A 17,230-nucleotide genomic window follows, 5' to 3' on the forward strand; every position below is an offset into this window, starting at 1 on the left:
TCAGCCACCTTCGCGCCGGCCTCGACCTCCTTGAGGATCCGGACGATCTGTTCCTCGCTGAACTTCGACTTCTTCATGCAGAGCTCCTTGGTGGGGAAACTCTACTTCCGACTGGCTCGAATCAACGAGGACGCTTCAACAGCGAAAGTCAATACGAGATACGAGCCATCGGTATTCAGTGCTCACGTAAGGTCATGATTTCGGATGCAGGTATTGCACGTGGTGTTGGTGGCCGAGCCATGCCTTTCATCACTGAGGAGCTCGGTCCGTTTACAACGAACACGACACGTTCGGCGGGCGCCCGAGATGCGTAGCTGCGCATTGCGAGGAAGCGCCGCCCAAATCGACAGTGGCTTCCAGCGAACCTGTCGCACAGTTCCGAGGTGCCTGCAGCCCAGCTAGTACCTGCTAGGACTCCCGACAACTTCGGGGTCCGTGGCCAAACCTGTGAGACGTCTCTTAAAGTTTGGCCACTTTGGCCAAACTTTGTGAGATCGCACAGTTGGAAGACTGGCTTGGAAAGTAGATCTGGGCCCACCAGGATTCGAACCTGGAACCAAGGGATTATGAGTCCCCTGCTCTAACCGTTGAGCTATAGGCCCGTAGTGGCTGCTTAGCGCAGTCCAGCATGGTAACGACGGGCGGCGCGGGCGTCGAGCGGATGAGGCTGCTGACAGCACGCTGTCAGCGGATGGGCATAGTCTGGCAGTCCCATCCCTGTGGAGACTCCCGCATGAATACCGAAGCCGTGGCAAAGCGACTGGTCGAACTGTGCCGCAAGGGCGAGTACGAACTGGCGCAGCAGGAGCTGTATGCGCAGGATGCCGTGAGCATCGAGATGCCGGGCGTGCCGGCAGGCGCGATGGGCGACGCAAAGGGATTGGAAGCGATCTACGAGAAGGGGCGCCAGTTCGCCGCGAGGGTGGAGACCATGCATGGCGGCACCGTCAGCGATCCGCTGGTGACCGGCAACTGGTTCAGCGTGGCCATGTCGATGGATGTGACATTCAAGGGCCGCAGCCGCGAGCAGATGTCCGAGATCTGCGTGTACCACGTGCGCGACGGCAAGGTAGTCAGCGAGCAGTTCTTCTACGACATGGGCTGAGCGCGGGCCGGATACGGCAACGGCCGCTTGCGCGGCCGTTGTCGTTGCACTGCCTTTGTGCCGCGGAATCAATCCACGTCGAGGAAGGAGCGCAGCTGCTCGGAGCGGCTGGGGTGGCGCAGCTTGCGCAGCGCCTTGGCTTCGATCTGGCGGATGCGCTCGCGGGTGACGTCGAACTGCTTGCCGACTTCTTCCAGCGTGTGGTCGGTGTTCATGTCGATGCCGAAGCGCATGCGCAGCACCTTGGCCTCGCGCGGGGTGAGACCGGCGAGCACGTCACGAACGGTTTCCATCAGGCCGGTCTCGGTGGCCGAGTCGATCGGCGAGGACGCATTGCTGTCCTCGATGAAATCGCCGAGGTGGGAATCCTCGTCGTCGCCGATGGGCGTTTCCATCGAGATCGGTTCCTTGGCGATCTTCAACACCTTGCGGATCTTGTCCTCGGGCATGTCCATTTCCTTGGCCAGCTCTTCCGGCGTGGCCTCGCGGCCGTACTGCTGGAGCATCTGGCGGGAAATGCGGTTGAGCTTGTTGATCGTCTCGATCATGTGCACCGGGATGCGGATGGTGCGCGCCTGGTCGGCGATCGAGCGGGTGATCGCCTGGCGGATCCACCAGGTGGCATAAGTCGAGAACTTGTAGCCGCGGCGATATTCGAACTTGTCCACGGCCTTCATCAGGCCGATGTTGCCTTCCTGGATCAGGTCGAGGAACTGCAGGCCGCGGTTGGTGTACTTCTTGGCGATGGAGATGACGAGGCGCAGGTTGGCCTCCACCATTTCCTTCTTGGCGCGGCGCGCCTTGGCTTCGCCGGAAGCCATCGCGCGATTGATTTCCTTGATGTCGGTGAGCGGCAGGAACAGCTTCTGCTCGATGGCGGCCAGCTTCTCCTGCTCGGCGTCGATCACCTCGCGATGGGTCTTGATGTTGGGCGACCACTTCTGGCGCTTGCGGCCCAGCTCGGCGGCCCACTCGGGGTTGCCTTCGTTGCTGGGGAAGGCCTTGAGGAACTCGGCCTTGGGCATCTTCACCTGCTTGACGAAGATCTCCATCAGCACGCGCTCGTGATGGCGGATGTCGCCCACCACTTCGCGCAGCTTCTTGACGAAGCCGTCGATCAGCGCGCTAGGCAGCTTGAGCTTGAGGAACTCCTCCGCCATCTGGTCACGCAGCTTGACGATCTTCTTGTCGGTGATGCCGGCGGCCTTGGGCGCGGCCTTCTGGAACTTGCCGTAGTGGTCGCGCAACAGCTCCATGCGGCGCTTGACCTCTTCCGGGTCGGGGCCGCTGGTGCCGGCTTCCTCGTCCTCGGAGGCGCCCTCTTCCGCGTCGTCCTCGTCGCCTTCGCCCTCGCCGTCTTCGGCGGCCGCGGCCGCGGCTTCCTCGGCCTCCAGACGTGCGGCATCGGCGGCGGCTTCCAGGTCGAGGAAACCGGCGAGGATTTCGCTGAGGCGGCGCTTGCCGTCGAGGTGCTGATCGTATTCCTCCAGCAGCAGTTCGATGGTCAGCGGGAAGCTGGCCAGCGCGGTCTGCACCTGGGCGAGGCCTTCCTCGATGCGCTTGGCGATGGCGATCTCGCCCTCGCGGGTGAGCAGTTCCACCGTGCCCATCTCGCGCATGTACATGCGCACCGGGTCGGTGGTGCGGCCCACCTCGGCGTCGACGGCGGAAAGCAGGGCGACGGCTTCTTCGGCCGCGGCTTCGTCGTCGGTACCGGTGCCCGGGGCGTTGTCGGCCAGCGGGTCGGCATCCGGCGCGGCGTCGTGCACCTCGATGCCCACGCCCTTGAGCACGGCCATGATGTCTTCGATCTGCTCCGCATCGACGATGTCGTCGGGCAGGTGGTCGTTGATCTCGGCGTACGTCAGGTAGCCCTGCTCAAGACCCTTGGCGATCAGCGCCTTGATTTCGGACTGTTGCTCGTGGACTTTGTTGTTCATTAACCGACCGCCGCAGGGTTCAAGAACCGGACATTATAGCGATATGCTGCTTTTTTGACCAGTTTTCAAGCTGGAAAAATTTGCCGAACGGGACGCAAAAATCGCGCCAGATCGCGGGTTTGCATAGCACATGACGTAAAAGGCATTCAGCCCGTGTCGAGCCGGAAGGTCACCGGCCCGTCATTCACCAGGCTGACCACCATATGGGCACCGAAGCGCCCGGTTTCCACCCTCGGATGCGCAGCGCGCGCCAGCTCCACCAGGTGTTCGAACCAGTGCCGGCCATGCTCGGGAGCGGCCGCGCTGGTGAAGCTGGGCCGCATGCCGGAACGGGTATCGGCGGCGAGGGTGAACTGGCTCACCAGCAGCAGGTCGCCGCCGGTGTCAGCCAGCGAGCGGTTCATCCGGCCGGCTTCGTCGCCGAACACGCGGTAGCCGAGCAGGCGTTGCAGCATGCGCTGCGCCTCGCGCTCGCCGTCGTGCGGCTCCACCGCCACCAGGGCGAGCAGGCCGGGGCCGACGGCACCTACGGTTTCGCCCGCGACCTCGACACGGGCGGAGAGCACACGCTGGATCAGGGCGATCATGGCGACTCATTGGCGAGCGGAATGCGCAGGATAGCGCGCCTTTCCGCGGGTGGAAGCACAGCGATCCCGTACACTGGTCGGATGCGTGCCGACATGTTCCTGATCTACCTGCTGCTGCGCCTGCTCGCCCTGCTGCCGTTGCGCGCATTGCATGCCGCGGGCGCCTTGTTGGGCCGTTTCGCGCTGTGGCGGCGCACGCGCACTGCGCACCATGTGGCGGTAAATCTCGCCATTGCCCGCCCCGGTCTGGATGAAGCCTCGCGTGCCCTGCTGTTGCGCGAGGCGCTGGCCGAGAGCGGCAAGTCGGCCACCGAGATCATCAAGATCTGGGGCAGCGGTGCCGAGCATTCGCTGCGGCTGGTGCGCGAGGTACACGGCGAGGCGCTGTTCGACGCCGCACTGGCGGAGGGCAAGGGAGTCATCATCGCCGCGCCGCACCTCGGCTGCTGGGAGCTGCTCAACTACTGGCTGTGCCGCAAGACGCCAATGGCGATCCTGTACCGGCCGCCGCGCATCGCCGCAGTGGAAGGCCTGCTGCGCAAGGTGCGCGGCGCGCTGGCCCCGGAGCAGGTTCGCGCCGAGGGCGCGGGTGTGCGTACGTTGTACAAGCGGCTCGCCGCCGGTGGCACGGTGGGCATCCTGCCCGACCAGAAGCCGCGCGCGGGCGAGGGCGAATTCGCCCCGTTCTTCGGTCGCGACGCGCTAACCATGGTGTTGCTGCCGCGGCTCGCCGCACGCACCGGCGCCACCGTGCTGTACGCCTTCGCCGAACGCCTGCCGCACGGCGCCGGCTACCGCATCCACATCCTGCCCGCGCCGGATGGGCTGGCCGACGCCGACCTCGCCACCGCCTGCACCGCGCTCAACCGCGGTGTGGAATCGTGCATCGGGCTCGCTTTTGCCCAATACCAGTGGCAGTACAAGCGCTGGTCTGCCGATAACCGACCCAGCCCTTACGACAATGAGCGCGGCGCAGCATGATGCATGCAGCAACGCCGGCACGTTCACGGCACATGTGCGGCGATGCGTCTATACCAAACGTCTTTTGTTGAATCAGAGGAACAAGCGATGCAACTCGGCATGATCGGTCTGGGCAAGATGGGCGCCAACATGGCGGAACGGCTGGTGCGGGGCGGCCACAAGGTCACCGGCTACGACCCCAGCGCCGACGCGCGCAAGGCGGTGGCGGACAAGGGCGTGGCGGGTGCCGACTCGTTGGCAGCGCTGGTGCAGGCGCTGCCCGCGCCACGCGTGCTGTGGCTGATGGTGCCCTCGGGCAAGGTCACCGACGATACCGTCAACGCGCTGCTGCCGCTGCTCTCAAAGGGCGACATCGTCATCGATGGCGGCAACTCCAACTACAAGGACACGATGCGCCGTGCCGAGCTTTATGCCGGGCACGGTCTGGGCTACGTGGACTCCGGCACCAGCGGCGGCATCTGGGGCCTCAAGGAGGGCTACAGCATGATGGTGGGCGGCGACGAGAAGACTGTGGCGACCCTCGCCCCCATCTTCGAGGCGCTGGCGCCCGCCGCCGACAAGGGCTGGGGCCGCGTCGGCCCGGTGGGTTCCGGCCACTTCACGAAGATGATCCACAACGGCATCGAATACGGCCTGATGCAGGCCTATGCCGAAGGCTTCTCCATCCTCGGCCACAAGAAGGAATTCGACCTCGACCTGCACCAGATCGGCGAGATCTGGCGCTACGGCAGCGTGGTGCGTTCCTGGCTGCTCGACCTCACCACCGATGCGCTGGGCAAGAACCCGACCATGGACGGCATCGCACCCTACGTGGTCGATTCCGGCGAAGGCCGCTGGACCGTGAGCGAAGCCATCGACCTCGACGTGCCAGCCCCCATCATCACCGCCTCGCTGATCGAGCGCCTGCGTTCGCGCGACACCGATTCGTTCACCGACAAGCTGCTGTCGGCGATGCGCAACGAGTTCGGCGGCCACGCGATCAAGAGCGAGCCGAAGTAAGAACCGGCTCCAACCGCAGCATCCCGGCTGGCTGGCTCAGCCGGGATAAAACGGCCAGAACCGCGGTATCAGCCACATCGACAACGCACAGAACAGCGCAATCAGGGGTATGCCCACCTTCATGAAGTCGGTGAAGCGGTAGCCGCCGGCGTAATACACCATGGTGTTGGTGGGGTAACCGACCGGAGTGGCAAAGGACGTGGCGGCAGCGAAGGCCACGGCCACCACGAAGGGGCGCGGATCGGCGTGTATGGCGTGGGCCACGCTGGTGGCGATGCCCACCATCAGCACCACGGACGGGTTGTGGCCCATCAACTCGGTGAGCAGGGCGGTGAGCAGATACACCATCATCAGCACGGCGAGCGGGCCGTGGTTGCCGATGAGGTTGATGCCTGCGTGCACCACGGCGTGCGAGAGGCCGGTTTTCTCGATGGCGGTGCCCAGCGGCAGGATCGCGCCGAGCAGCACGATGATCTTCCAGTCCATGCCTTCGTAGACGTCCTTGCGGCCGAAGCAGCCGGTGAGCGCCATCATCGCCGCGCCGCAGATCGCGGCCACCGGTATCGGCAACCAGCGCAGGCCGGACACCACCACCACGCCGGCCATGATCGCCGCCGCCACGATGGCCTTGCGCGACATGCGGCGCGAGTCGTCGCGCTCGCTGAGCACGATGAAAGCGTCGTCGCCGCGCAGTCGCGACATGCCGTCCTCGTCCACCAACACCAGCAGCACGTCGCCTACCGCAAGGCTGGTGTCGCTGAGCTTTTCTCGCAGCACCTGACCGCGGCGATGAATCGCCAGCACTGCCGCCTCGGGGCGCCGGCCAAGGTCGGTTTCGTCCAGCCGGCGACCTTCGGCGAGACTGGCGGGAGCCACCATGATCTCGGCGAGCACGCGCGGATGGTTGGCGTCGCGCACATAGCGGCTTTCCGGCACGTTGGTGAGGTGCGCGCTGCGCTGGAAGTCCTCGATCTTTTCCCAATCGCCGCGCACCAGCAACACGTCGTCCATCTCCATCTGCTGCGAACGCGGCGACCACATGCGCCGTTCGCCGCGCAGCAGTTCCAGCGGATACACGCCGTAACGCTCACCCAATTGCGCCTCGCCGATGCTCTTGCCCACCAGCGGCGATTGCGCGGTCAGTGCCAGCTCGGTGACGTATTTGCCGATCTCCACTTCCTCGATGTCGTCCGCCTCGATATGGCGCGGCAGCAACCAGCGCCCCACCAGCATCAGGTAGGTGATGCCGGCCACTGCCAGCAGCATGCCCATGCCAGTGAACTCGAACACGCCGAAGCCGGGCAGGCCGTTCTTCTGCGCCAGCGAATCAACCAGCAGATTGGACGAAGTGCCGATCAGCGTGCACACACCGCCCATCTGCGCGGCGTAGGCCATCGGCATCAGCACGCGCGCGGGCGAAGTGCCGGTGCGCTGGCATACGCGCAGCGCCAGCGGCAGGAAGGTGGCGACCAGGGCGATGTTCTTCACGAACGCGCCCAGCGGCGCAATAGCCAGCATCATGGTGAGCGTGAGCAGCCATGGCTGACGGATGCGCATCAACAATCGGCTCAAGGGTTCCAGCACGCCCGAACGCTCGATGCCGATGCTGAGCGCGAACATCGCCGCCACCGTCACCGTGGCTTCGTTGCTGAAGCCCGACAAGGCCTCGCCCGGGCTGACGATGCCCAGCACCACCAGTGCGGCGAGCGTCAGCAAGGCCACCAGGTCGACGCGCAGCTTCTCGCTGGCGAACAACGTCATCGCCACCGCGATGATGGCCACCACCGCCCAGGCCTGCCAGCTCATGCGCAGGCTCCGGTTCGTGCGATCGGCGGCGGTGTCTGCATCGGTTCATCCCCAGCGGCTTCACCCGCATGCTACGCGACGGCGGCGCGAGCGCAAAACCGCATGACGCATTCACCGCAGGCGGCGCAGAATGTAGGCATGAACACCCCGCTCTCCATCGAGGCCTCCGGCACCGCGCAACGACCCACCGTGGGGCTGGCGTTGGGTGCAGGTGGCGCCAAGGGCCTCGCGCACATCGGCGTGATCGAGGAACTGGAAGCACAGGGCTACCACATCGCCGCCATCGCCGGCAGCTCGATGGGCGCCCTGATCGGCGGCATCCATGCGACGGGCAAGCTCTCGGTATACCGCGACTGGGTATGTTCGCTGGCGAAGTTCGACGTGCTCAGGCTGGTGGATTGGACCTTCTCCGGCGGCGGCCTCATCAAGGGCGAGAAGATCATCGAGACGCTGCGCGCCTTGGTTGGCGACGTGTTGATCGAGGAACTGCCGCTGGCCTTCACCGCAGTGGCGGTGGACATCGACCGCGAGCGTGAAGTGTGGCTGTCGCGCGGCCCGCTGTTCGATGCGATCCGCGCTTCCATCGCCATACCCACCGTGTTCCGCCCACACCACATCGGCGGGCGCCGACTGGTGGACGGTGGTTTGCTCAATCCCGTGCCCGTGACACCGCTGATCCGCGAGGCGGCGGACTACCTGGTGGCGGTGAGCGTGGACGGGTTGGCCATCGAAACCTCGCCCGCTCCGCCGGCCGAGGAAGTGGAAGGCACCGACGCACCTGGCTATCGCCAGCGCGTCGGTGCCTTCATCAGCCGCCTGATGACGCGTTCCGGTGGCAACGACGCGCCACGCGAGCCGGGAGCGCTGGAACTGCTCACGCAGGCGATGGATCTGATGCAGGCCAATCTCGCACGGCTGCGTCTCTCTGCCTACGAACCGGACCTGTTGATCCAGTTGCCGCGCAACATGGCCAACCCCTACGAGTTCTACCGCGCCCGTGAATTGATCGAACTGGGCCGACAACAGGCGCGCGAGGCATTGGCGCATTGGCCGCGCCGCTGACACCTTCCTGCATGGGCACAGCCTGCGGCAAATGCTTTATTACCGCCATTCCTGCCTGGGCCTGGACGGCGAAAACCGGTGCAGAAGTTCAACGCGGCCCGTGCGTGCGCAACCAGTTCTCCAGATACGACTTCAGCACCACCGCGTTGTTGTGTTCTTCGTCACGCGCGCCGTAGAGCAGGGTGACGGGATGTTTCGCGGCGTGCTCGGCCAGCGGGCGCCAGTGTTCGGCGCGCTTGTCCAGCTCGCCGGCGTAACGCTGGCGGAAACCTTCCCAGCGCGCGGGATCATGGCCAAACCACTGGCGCAAGGCGGTCGAAGGCGCAAGCTCCTTGGCCCACAAGGCCAGCGGCACATCGTCTTTCTTCAGGCCGCGCGGCCATAGACGGTCGACCAGCACACGGTAGCCGTCGGACTTGGCCGGCGGCTCATAGACACGTTTCACGGCGATGCTCATGCACGCATCTCCCGCAGGGGAATGCGTGCCAGCATACGCCCGCGCCATCACACGGGCGTGATCCGGATCAGAGCTCTTCGATCCTGGTGACCTTGCCTCGGCGCATCAGCCAGGCCACACCGCGCAAGTCGGCCAAGCCCACCCACAGGCGGTCGAGCATGCCGTACTTGGAGACGCCCGCGGTACGCGGACGATGACCCACCGGCACGCTTGTGCTCTGGAAGCCGGCGCGCTTCACCAGCGCAGGCAGGTAACGATGCATGTGGTCGAAGTAGGGCAGACGCAGGAATACCTCGCGTTCGAACAGCTTGAGCCCGCAACCCGTGTCGGGCGTGGCGTCCTTGAGCATGCGCGAGCGCACCGCGTTGGCGATCTTCGAGGAGATGCGCTTGTTGAAGCTGTCGCGCCGTGTGGTCCGCCAGCCGGCGAACAGTTTCACTTCGGACGCAGCAGCATCGCGCGCAGCCAGCAGTTTCGGAATATCGGCGGGATCGTTCTGGCCGTCGCCGTCCAGCGTTGCGATCCACGTACCGCGTGCCGCGCGTACGCCGTTCCACACCGCCGTGCTCTGGCCGCTGCGGGTGACATGGTGCAATACGCGCAATTCAGGATGCTGCGCCTTCTGCGCATTCAGCACGGCACGACTGTCGTCGCTGGAATCGTCATCGACGTACACCACTTCGTAGTCGAACCTGCCGCGCAGTGCAGCGGCGATTTCGGCAAGCAGCGGCGGGATGTTGTCGCGCTCGTTGAACACGGGGACGACGACGGAGAGCTGGGGCATGGGGCCAGTCCGGAGAACGATCAGGCGGCGATTATCGCCGATGCGGATGGATAACGCAGGCAAAGCGTGGCATCTCGCGGTTCGCCCTGAGCGTGGCGAAGAGGAGTCTGAGGGCGACCTTTCGACTCCGACGCTTCGAGCCCGCGCCCCGGGCGGACGTGGTCGGGCATCACGTCAGCGCAGCTTGCCGAGAATGCCTTCCAACTCGTCATTGCTGTGGTAGTGGATCACCAGCTTGCCGCGGCCACCGCTACCGGCGGCGAGCTCGACACGGGTGGCGAAGCGTTCCGCCAGCTCGCGCTCCAGCGCGGCGACATTGGGATCACGCACTGGAGCGCGCTTGGCCTTGCCCTTGGGCGCGGCCTGGGCGCGACGCGCGGCGTCCTCCAACTCGCGCACCGACCAGCCCAGGGTCACCGCCTGACGGGCCAGTTGGAGGGCCGCGGATTCGTCGAGGGTAAGCAGGCAGCGCGCGTGGCCCATCTCCAGTTTGCCCTCGTCGAGCAGCTTCTTGATCGGCTCGGGCATCTCGGTGAGCCGCAGCAGGTTGGACACCGCGGCGCGCGAACGGCCCACCGCGTCGGCGGCCTGCTGGTGGGTGAGGTCGAAGTCCTCGATGAGGCGCTTCAGCGCGTCGGCCTCCTCCAGCGGCGTGAGGTCCTGACGCTGGATGTTCTCGATCAGCGCCATCGCGGGCACCGCGACTTCCGGCACCTCCTTCACCAACGCAGGGATCTCGGCGAGCTGGGCACGCTGCGAGGCACGCCAGCGGCGTTCACCCGCGATCAGTTCGTATTGATGCTTGCCGATGGCACGCACCACCACCGGCTGGATCAGGCCCTGGGCCTTGATCGAGGCAGCCAGCTCGTCCAGCGCCTCGTCGTCCCAATGGCGACGTGGCTGGTATTTGCCGGGCTGGATCTGCTGGATCGGCAGGGTGCGCAGCTCGCCTTCCTGCTCAAGCACAGGCGCGGCGGCGCCATCGCCACCCAGCAATGCGTCCAGCCCGCGACCCAATCCGCGCTTCTTTGCAGCAGCCATGTCAAAGCCTGTCCATGATTTCCAAGCACCCCGCGCCGGAAGCTGTTTGCGCGCAGGCCAAGGAAGAGTGAGGGAGTGGACGCCGGTCCACGAACGAATGATGACGCAGGAATGCGGGCAAGCAGACCCGGCCCAAAGCGTTGCCATCCGATAGCCGCCATGCCGCAGTGCGCGGCTTGGCCTGAACACCGGTCAGGCTCGTGCCACGCACCGCTACCGGATGGTCATTGGACGACAACGCGGAGTACCTGGAAATCATGGACAGGCTCTTAATCCCGATGATTGGCAGCGGGCGCCTTGAGCGCCATGCCTTGCACGCTCCGCGCGGGCGGCTCGGCGGCGTCTTCGGGTTCGGCAGCGTCGCTGGCTTCGACCGGTACCGGTATCGGCGGCAGGCCACGCTCACGGCGGATGATTTCGCCGGCGAGTCCGATGTAGGCGATCGCACCGCGCGAACTGCGATCGTAGAGATGGATAGGCTGGCCGTGGCTGGGCGCTTCGGCGAGGCGGATATTGCGCGGAATGATGGAGCGCAGCACCTTGTCGCCGAAGTGCGCGGTGAGCTGCGCCGACACTTCGTTGCCGAGGTTGTTGCGCACGTCGTACATGGTGCGCAGCAGGCCCTCGATTTCCAGCTTGGGATTCAGGCGCTGGCGCACCGCTTTGACCGTTTCCAGCAGGCTTGAAAGACCTTCCAGCGCGAAAAATTCGCATTGCACCGGTATCAGCACGCCGTCCGCCGCGGTGAGCGCGTTGAGCGTGAGCAGGTTCAGCGTGGGCGGGCAATCGACGAGGATGGTGTCGTAGCGGTTGGCCACCGAGGCCAGCTGTTCCTTCAGGCGGTGCTCGCGCGCCAGCGTGTCCATCAGCTTCAGTTCGGCGGCGGTGAGGTCGCCGTTGCCCGGCAGCAGGTCGTAATGGGCATCGGTGGTGACCACGGCATCGGCCACCGCGGCTTCTTCCAGCAGTACCGCGCAGCCGTTGGGTCGCGCTTCGTGCTTGTTCACCCCGGAGGCCGTGGTGGCATTGCCTTGCGGATCGAGGTCGACGAGCAACACGCGGCGCTTCGCCGCGGCCAGCGCCGCCGCGAGGTTCACTGCCGAGGTGGTCTTGCCGACGCCGCCCTTCTGGTTGGCGACAGCGATGATGCGTGCCATGTCGTCGTTTCGTGTGCGCGAAAGGGGATCTAGATTAGCAGCCGGATTCAGCTTGCGCTGCGGCCGAGCACGACCAGGCTGCGCTCGGCGTCCAATCCCGGCACGGCGAGCGCGTGGATGCCGCGCACTGCGAAGCCGGGCGGCACGCCGGGCAATTCCTCGTCCGGCGCCTTGCCCTTCATCGCCAGCCAGATGCCGTCCGGCGCCAGCAGGTGGCCGCCCCAGCCGAGCATGTCGGCGAGGCTGGCGAAGGCGCGCGCCGTGATGCAGTCGAATGTGCCCTCCACCTCTTCCACCCGCGACTGGACTGCACGCACGCCGTCGAGCTTCAGCGCACGGATCGCCTCGCGCAGGAAGCGCACCTTCTTGCCGTTGGAATCCACCAGCAGGAGCTGTCGCCCTGGTGCGGCAATGGCCAGCACGATGCCTGGGAGGCCGGGACCGGTGCCGAGGTCGGCCAGGGTCTCGCCCTGAACGTAAGGCAGGATCGCCAGCGAGTCGAGCAGGTGGCGGGTAACCATCTCAGCTGGATCGCGGATCGCGGTGAGATTGTAGGTCGCGTTCCAGCGCTCCAGCAGGGCCTGGTAATCCAGCAGGCGTTCCACCGCATCCGCAGGCAGGACGAGGCCAAGCGCGGCGATGCCTTGTTCAAGGCGGGCCTGCAGGGCGGCGCGGAGGCTCATGCGGGATCCTGTGCAATGGTGGGCCGGCCAGTATCCGGCGAAACAATGCTCGCGGTCATTCATGTTCGATCGCAAGCATCAAATCGGCGGCCATCCCGTAGCCGCGCTACTTAAGTCAGGAAAAACAAAAACCCGCCAGACGGCGGGCCAAAGCTTTCTCAACTCCCCTGTGCGCGGGCGCTCTAGGGCGGCCCTGCGCAGTGTCGTCCTGCCCTCAGGCGGCGAGATCCAGTTCCACACGGGTGACCATCACGCCACGCGGGCGCAACATGCCATTGAGGCTCTGCTTGAGTTGCTGGCCCAGCGCGCGCTGATCGGCAGCCGCCTCGACCTTGCCTTGCAATGCTTCCACCGCGCCACGGCGAATCAATTGGTCGGCCTGCTCGATCATGGCATCGGCGCGCTCGGGCTCCAGCACCTGCCAGTACACCGTGCCGCGCACGTCGCCCGCATCGACCAGCGGCTCCTCGAAACGCAGCACCCGGCCACCCAGGTCGATGCGATGTCCTACCCGATCCAGCAGCGGCAGCACCAGATGGATGCCCGGCTGCAGCAGACGCACCGTCTTGCCGCGGCGATAAAGGCTGCAGACCTGCCCGGCCGGAACGCGCTTCACCATGAACGCGACGAGCACGAACAGGCTGAGGACAATGAGAATCGAAGCAGACATGACTTTAAAATCAGTAGGTTATGTATTGATTGTTACGCTTTGACTGGAGGTTAAGCATACAGCCAGTTGAAGCTTGAAGATTAATTTTTATTTAACGCCTATGCCGGGCAACTTGCAAGCCCCTGAATCCAAGGCCTTTGTCGGCATCAATCCCTTTGCACTGAAGGATTAAGCATCAGCCGTACCAGCCGCTGCCGCTGGAGACACGCCCAAGCAGAAAGGGCCCGCAATCGGGCTGGCGATCACAGGCTGCATGTCGATCCGGTTGGCTTTTCGCGACAGCGCGGCTGTCGCCACAATCGTATCCACCGTGCACGGCCAAGCCCCGGCCAGCTTGGCCGGGGCAATTGAGGACGCAGCGCGTCAGAACTTGCCGGCGCGGAAGTCGGCGATGGCCTCGTGGATCTGCTCGGGCGTGTTCATCACGAACGGTCCATAGCGCGCCACCGACTCGCCCAGGGGCCGGCCTGCGACCAGCAGCACGCGTGCCGGTTCGTCGCCACCACCGATGCACACGCTTTCACCCGTCGACAGCACCGCCAGTTCGCTGCGCGCGAGCTTGTCGCCGGCCACCCGGGCATCGGTACCGTCGAACACGTATGCGAAGGCGTGGTGGCCTTCGGGCAGGGGAATCTCCACCTGGGCACCCGGTTCGATCGCGATGTCCATGTACACCGGCGCGGTGACGATGCCGGCCACCGGCCCGACGGCGCCGGCCAGCTCGCCGGCGATCACCTTCACCGTCACGCCGGCGGCCGGATGCACCACGGGAATGCGCTCGGGACCGATGTCCTGGTAGCGCGGCGCGGTCATCTTGTCGCTGGCGGGCAGGTTCACCCACAGCTGGAAACCCCACATCAGACCGTTTTCCTGCTGCGGCATTTCCGAATGCAGGATGCCGCGACCGGCGGTCATCCACTGCACGCTGCCGGGTACCAGATCGCCGCGGTTGCCGTGGTTGTCGCCGTGCTGCATGTGGCCGGCCAGCATGTAGGTGACCGTCTCGAAGCCGCGGTGCGGATGCTCGGGGAACCCCGCGATGTAGTCGTCGGCACTGTCAGAACGGAACTCGTCCAGCAGCAGGAAGGGATCGAGCATGTCCAGCCCGGGCTGGCCGATGATGCGCTTCAGCTTCACGCCCGCGCCGTCGGCGGTGTCGATGCCGCGGATGCGGCGTAGGATGCGGCGTTCGCTCATGACGGTGCTCCGGTTGAAGGAATGCCGCCTAAGATGCGCGCACGGCGCGCATTACCCAAGCGCCATGCGGGGAACGGATTGTTCCCACGATGCAACGATCCCAACTCAGCCCAGCCAGCGGAATGCGCGGCGCAGTTCCGCTTCTGCGTTCTCCAGATAGCAGCGGCCGTGGGCGAGGATGATCCGTCGCGGCTGCCAGACCATGATCTGCTGCAGGCAGATGCGGGCGCGGGCTCTGTCGCGGAAGGTGAAGCGCATGTCCAGCGGGGTCTTGCCGTCGGGATCGAGCACGCCACCTAACCGCGCGATCCAGCGCATTGCTGTCCCCAGCTTTGCCGGCTCGAAGTTCTCGATCAGATCCGCAAGGATCAGCGTGGCGCTGGCACGGTGCAGGAACACTATTTCCTCGATCGCGCGGCTGCCGCGGAAATGCAGTTGATCGAGATCGCCGGCCCAGACCGGCTCGGACACGTCGCCCAGATCGGCATCGAAGGCGACCTTGATCTTCTGGTCAGCCGCGCGTTCGCGCACACCAGGCGACGCCCAGGCGACAGCATCCGGATAACGCTGCTTCCATGCGGCAATGTATGCGTAGTGCAGTTTGTTCGGCGAGACCAGGTGGCGCACGGGCCCCAGCGCATCGATCGCTGCGAAAAGCGCCGTATCGGGCTCGATCGGCGAATGGCACCATAGACCGCCGTCGGCCAGCCGCGCCACGGTCATGCGGGTGGGAAACGGCGCGCTGCCGCCCAGCGCGACCATGCGCACGATTGGACCGTCGACAATCCACAGTCCGGGCGCAACCGTCTTCAGCGAATTCAGCGGCTCATAGAGTGGTGAGGCGGCATGCATGCGTCTGTCCCTGCCCACCCCAACCTGCCCGCGATCAATGCACCCAGTGCCCGCTGCGGTGTCGCGGTGCCGTACCTTCCTGGATTTCCGGTTCGCTGTGCCGCTGCACCATCGCTTCCAGCTCGGCTTCGTTAACGGGCTTGGCCAGCCAGTACTGGCCCACGGCGCCGAGCACTGCGGGGATCTGCGTGAGGCAGTCGTCGTATTCCTCGTCGCTGAGCTTCTCGAACTCGGCTTCGGCGCTGAGCACGCCGTCGTCGACCGCCAGCGCCATCACCGGTCCCAGCAATTCCATCAGTTGCGGATCATCGGCGAGGCGGCTTTCCCACAACGCAGCGCGCAGGTCGATGCCGCGGCTGAAGCCTTCGCACCAGCCGGCGGCGGAAAGCGCGGGGCCGGTGTCGGTATCGATCTCGCCCAGGATGGGCTCATAGGCGTCCACATCGAGTTCGGCGCTGATCGAGTCGTTGAGCTTGGCCAGCAGTGCCAGCACGCGGTTGCCTTCGGCTTCGTCGTCGAAGGGTTCGTGCAAGACTTCAGGCAGCCATTCGTCCGGCAACACCTGCAGGGGGCCGACCGCGAGCGCGCTGAGCAAACCGTGTACGCCATCCAGCAGCAGGTGGGTGTCATTCTCCTGCGTATGGGCACGCAGGTAGCGATCCAGTTCGTCGAGCTCTTCGTCGGTGAGCGAGCTGGGCCAGTCGGTCTTGCTTGTATTCATCACGTATCCAATTCCAGCGTCACCGGCGTGTGGTCGGAAGGGCGTTCCCAGCGACGCGGTTCGCGATCGATCGCGGCGGTGCTGGCGGCGGATTTCAAGGCCTCGCCGAGCAGGATCAGGTCAATGCGCAGGCCCATGTTGCGCCGGAACGCGGCCTGTCGGTAGTCCCACCAGCTGAAGTGGCCGCCCTCGGACTGGAACAGCCGGAAGCTGTCGTGCAGCCCGAGATCCGTGATGGCCTTGAGCGCGGCGCGCTCGGGCGGCGAACAGAGGATGTCTTCGCCCCATGCGGCGGGGTCGTGTACGTCGCGGTCGTCGGGCGCGATGTTGAAATCGCCCAGCACCACCAGCTTGGGGTGTCGCGCAATTTCGGCCTCAAGAAACGCGCGCACGCGTTCCAGCCAATGCAGCTTGTAGGCGTACTTCTCATCGCCCACCGCCTTGCCGTTGACGACGTAGAGATCGACGATGCGCAAACCACCCACGCTGGCGGCGAGGATGCGCCGCTGCGGGTCGTCCAGGCCCGGGATGTCGGTGACCACGTCGGCGAAATCGCCCAGCTCCGCGCGAGCGAGGATCGCCACGCCGTTGTAGGTCTTCTGCCCGGAAAACACCGTGTGGTAGCCGGCGGCGGCGAGCTCGGCGGCGGGGAATTTCGCATCCTCCAGCTTGGTTTCCTGCAGCGCCACGATGTCCGGCCTGGCGTCCACCAGCCACTGCAAAAGCTGCGGCAGGCGCACCTTCAGCGAGTTCACGTTCCACGAGGCGATCTTCATGCGGGTATTGTAAGGGATGGTTTCCAGCTGAACCGTTGACGGCCCCAACCGGCGCCACGGCCGTTTTCCATGTATGCTCGCGACGGCAAGAGCCGGGGAGGACTCGGATTTCCTGCTCCATGTTGCGGTCAGGCACACCCGTCCGGCCGCGATTCATTCATGTTTCAAAGGTATGTGTCATGTCGGAACGTCAGAGCGGTACGGTTAAGTGGTTCAACGATGCCAAGGGCTTCGGCTTCATTACGCCGGAAAGCGGTGAAGACCTGTTCGTGCATTTCCGCGCGATCCAGGGCAATGGCTTCAAGTCGCTGCAGGAAGGCGAGCGCGTCACTTTCGTCGTCACCAAGGGCCCGAAGGGCCTGCAGGCCGAGGAAGTGCAGAAGGCCTAAGCCTCTGCACTCCGCCGCCTGGG

The 17,230-nt window shown here is 65.3% G+C and carries 19 protein-coding genes and 1 tRNA gene; 6 read left to right on the plus strand and 14 right to left on the minus strand.

Features of this window, described 5'->3' with window-relative positions; genetic code table 11:
* The coding region (locus tag IHE49_RS18515) for a hypothetical protein (protein WP_225578464.1) at positions 1-314 on the plus strand (314 nt) is incomplete at its 5' end.
* A gap of 215 nt (positions 315-529) precedes the next feature.
* On the opposite strand, the gene IHE49_RS14140 is transcribed toward IHE49_RS18515, so the two are convergent.
* Positions 530-602, minus strand: a tRNA-Ile gene (locus tag IHE49_RS14140).
* Positions 603-733: 131 nt separating this feature from the next.
* Here IHE49_RS14140 and IHE49_RS14145 point away from each other — a divergent pair.
* A complete protein-coding gene (locus tag IHE49_RS14145) occupies positions 734-1,105 on the plus strand; it encodes a nuclear transport factor 2 family protein (RefSeq protein WP_192159001.1) in 372 nt (123 codons plus the stop codon).
* A gap of 68 nt (positions 1,106-1,173) precedes the next feature.
* Here the strand turns inward: IHE49_RS14145 and rpoD are convergent, their stop codons facing one another.
* A complete protein-coding gene (gene rpoD, locus IHE49_RS14150; RefSeq protein ID WP_192159002.1) occupies positions 1,174-3,045 on the minus strand; it encodes an RNA polymerase sigma factor RpoD in 1,872 nt (623 codons plus the stop codon).
* Between the two features lie 146 nt (positions 3,046-3,191).
* The gene (gene dtd / locus IHE49_RS14155) at positions 3,192-3,632 is read right to left on the minus strand and encodes a D-aminoacyl-tRNA deacylase (RefSeq protein WP_192159003.1); all 441 of its coding nucleotides are present in this window, start codon (positions 3,630-3,632) and stop codon (positions 3,192-3,194) included.
* Positions 3,633-3,713: 81 nt separating this feature from the next.
* Here dtd and IHE49_RS14160 point away from each other — a divergent pair, with 81 nt between their 5' ends.
* Both IHE49_RS14160 and gnd read left to right on the plus strand, forming a co-directional pair.
* On the plus strand, positions 3,714-4,613 hold the full coding sequence (locus IHE49_RS14160; protein WP_192159004.1) for a lipid A biosynthesis acyltransferase: 900 nt from the start codon (positions 3,714-3,716) through the stop codon (positions 4,611-4,613).
* A gap of 42 nt (positions 4,614-4,655) precedes the next feature.
* Positions 4,656-5,612 carry a phosphogluconate dehydrogenase (NAD(+)-dependent, decarboxylating) gene (gnd, locus tag IHE49_RS14165; protein WP_192159013.1) on the plus strand — a complete coding sequence of 319 codons (957 nt, stop codon included), beginning with the start codon at positions 4,656-4,658 and terminating at the stop codon, positions 5,610-5,612.
* 36 nt (positions 5,613-5,648) lie between these two features.
* On the opposite strand, the gene IHE49_RS14170 is transcribed toward gnd, so the two are convergent.
* Positions 5,649-7,418: an SLC13 family permease gene (locus IHE49_RS14170; RefSeq protein ID WP_192159015.1), complete on the minus strand. Its 1,770-nt coding sequence runs from the start codon at positions 7,416-7,418 to the stop codon at positions 5,649-5,651.
* Positions 7,419-7,556: 138 nt separating this feature from the next.
* Between IHE49_RS14170 and IHE49_RS14175 the strand changes: the two genes are divergently transcribed.
* Positions 7,557-8,480: a patatin-like phospholipase family protein gene (locus IHE49_RS14175; protein ID WP_192159017.1), complete on the plus strand. Its 924-nt coding sequence runs from the start codon at positions 7,557-7,559 to the stop codon at positions 8,478-8,480.
* An 88-nt stretch (positions 8,481-8,568) separates the two neighbouring features.
* On the opposite strand, the gene IHE49_RS14180 is transcribed toward IHE49_RS14175, so the two are convergent.
* From IHE49_RS14180 to xth, 10 genes are all read right to left on the minus strand, one after another.
* Positions 8,569-8,937 carry a DUF488 domain-containing protein gene (locus tag IHE49_RS14180; protein ID WP_192159019.1) on the minus strand — a complete coding sequence of 123 codons (369 nt, stop codon included), beginning with the start codon at positions 8,935-8,937 and terminating at the stop codon, positions 8,569-8,571.
* A gap of 67 nt (positions 8,938-9,004) precedes the next feature.
* Positions 9,005-9,721, minus strand: a complete 717-nt coding sequence (locus IHE49_RS14185) for a glycosyltransferase (protein ID WP_192159021.1) — start codon at positions 9,719-9,721, stop codon at positions 9,005-9,007.
* Positions 9,722-9,895: 174 nt separating this feature from the next.
* Positions 9,896-10,762 carry a ParB/RepB/Spo0J family partition protein gene (locus IHE49_RS14190; protein WP_192159023.1) on the minus strand — a complete coding sequence of 289 codons (867 nt, stop codon included), beginning with the start codon at positions 10,760-10,762 and terminating at the stop codon, positions 9,896-9,898.
* A 269-nt stretch (positions 10,763-11,031) separates the two neighbouring features.
* Positions 11,032-11,919: a ParA family protein gene (locus IHE49_RS14195; RefSeq protein WP_192159025.1), complete on the minus strand. Its 888-nt coding sequence runs from the start codon at positions 11,917-11,919 to the stop codon at positions 11,032-11,034.
* Between the two features lie 47 nt (positions 11,920-11,966).
* Positions 11,967-12,602 carry a 16S rRNA (guanine(527)-N(7))-methyltransferase RsmG gene (rsmG, locus tag IHE49_RS14200; RefSeq protein WP_192159027.1) on the minus strand — a complete coding sequence of 212 codons (636 nt, stop codon included), beginning with the start codon at positions 12,600-12,602 and terminating at the stop codon, positions 11,967-11,969.
* 214 nt (positions 12,603-12,816) lie between these two features.
* Positions 12,817-13,272 carry an SPFH domain-containing protein gene (locus IHE49_RS14205; RefSeq protein ID WP_192159029.1) on the minus strand — a complete coding sequence of 152 codons (456 nt, stop codon included), beginning with the start codon at positions 13,270-13,272 and terminating at the stop codon, positions 12,817-12,819.
* 363 nt (positions 13,273-13,635) lie between these two features.
* Positions 13,636-14,469: a pirin family protein gene (locus IHE49_RS14210; RefSeq protein ID WP_192159031.1), complete on the minus strand. Its 834-nt coding sequence runs from the start codon at positions 14,467-14,469 to the stop codon at positions 13,636-13,638.
* 105 nt (positions 14,470-14,574) lie between these two features.
* Complete coding sequence (locus IHE49_RS14215) at positions 14,575-15,321, minus strand: DUF4336 domain-containing protein (RefSeq protein WP_192159033.1); 747 nt, start codon at positions 15,319-15,321, stop codon at positions 14,575-14,577.
* A gap of 34 nt (positions 15,322-15,355) precedes the next feature.
* The gene (locus IHE49_RS14220; RefSeq protein WP_192159035.1) at positions 15,356-16,042 is read right to left on the minus strand and encodes a YecA family protein; all 687 of its coding nucleotides are present in this window, start codon (positions 16,040-16,042) and stop codon (positions 15,356-15,358) included.
* Positions 16,042-16,818, minus strand: coding sequence for an exodeoxyribonuclease III (xth, locus tag IHE49_RS14225; RefSeq protein WP_192159037.1), 777 nt, complete (start codon positions 16,816-16,818; stop codon positions 16,042-16,044). Before xth ends, IHE49_RS14220 begins: the two co-directional genes overlap by 1 nt.
* 179 nt (positions 16,819-16,997) lie before the next feature.
* Here xth and IHE49_RS14230 point away from each other — a divergent pair, with 179 nt between their 5' ends.
* Positions 16,998-17,207, plus strand: coding sequence for a cold-shock protein (locus tag IHE49_RS14230; RefSeq protein ID WP_077480516.1), 210 nt, complete (start codon positions 16,998-17,000; stop codon positions 17,205-17,207).
* The last annotated feature ends 23 nt before the right edge of the window (positions 17,208-17,230 follow it).

The sequence above is a fragment of the Rhodanobacter sp. 7MK24 genome (assembly GCF_014842995.1).
Taxonomy (GTDB): Bacteria; Pseudomonadota; Gammaproteobacteria; order Xanthomonadales; family Rhodanobacteraceae; genus Rhodanobacter_A.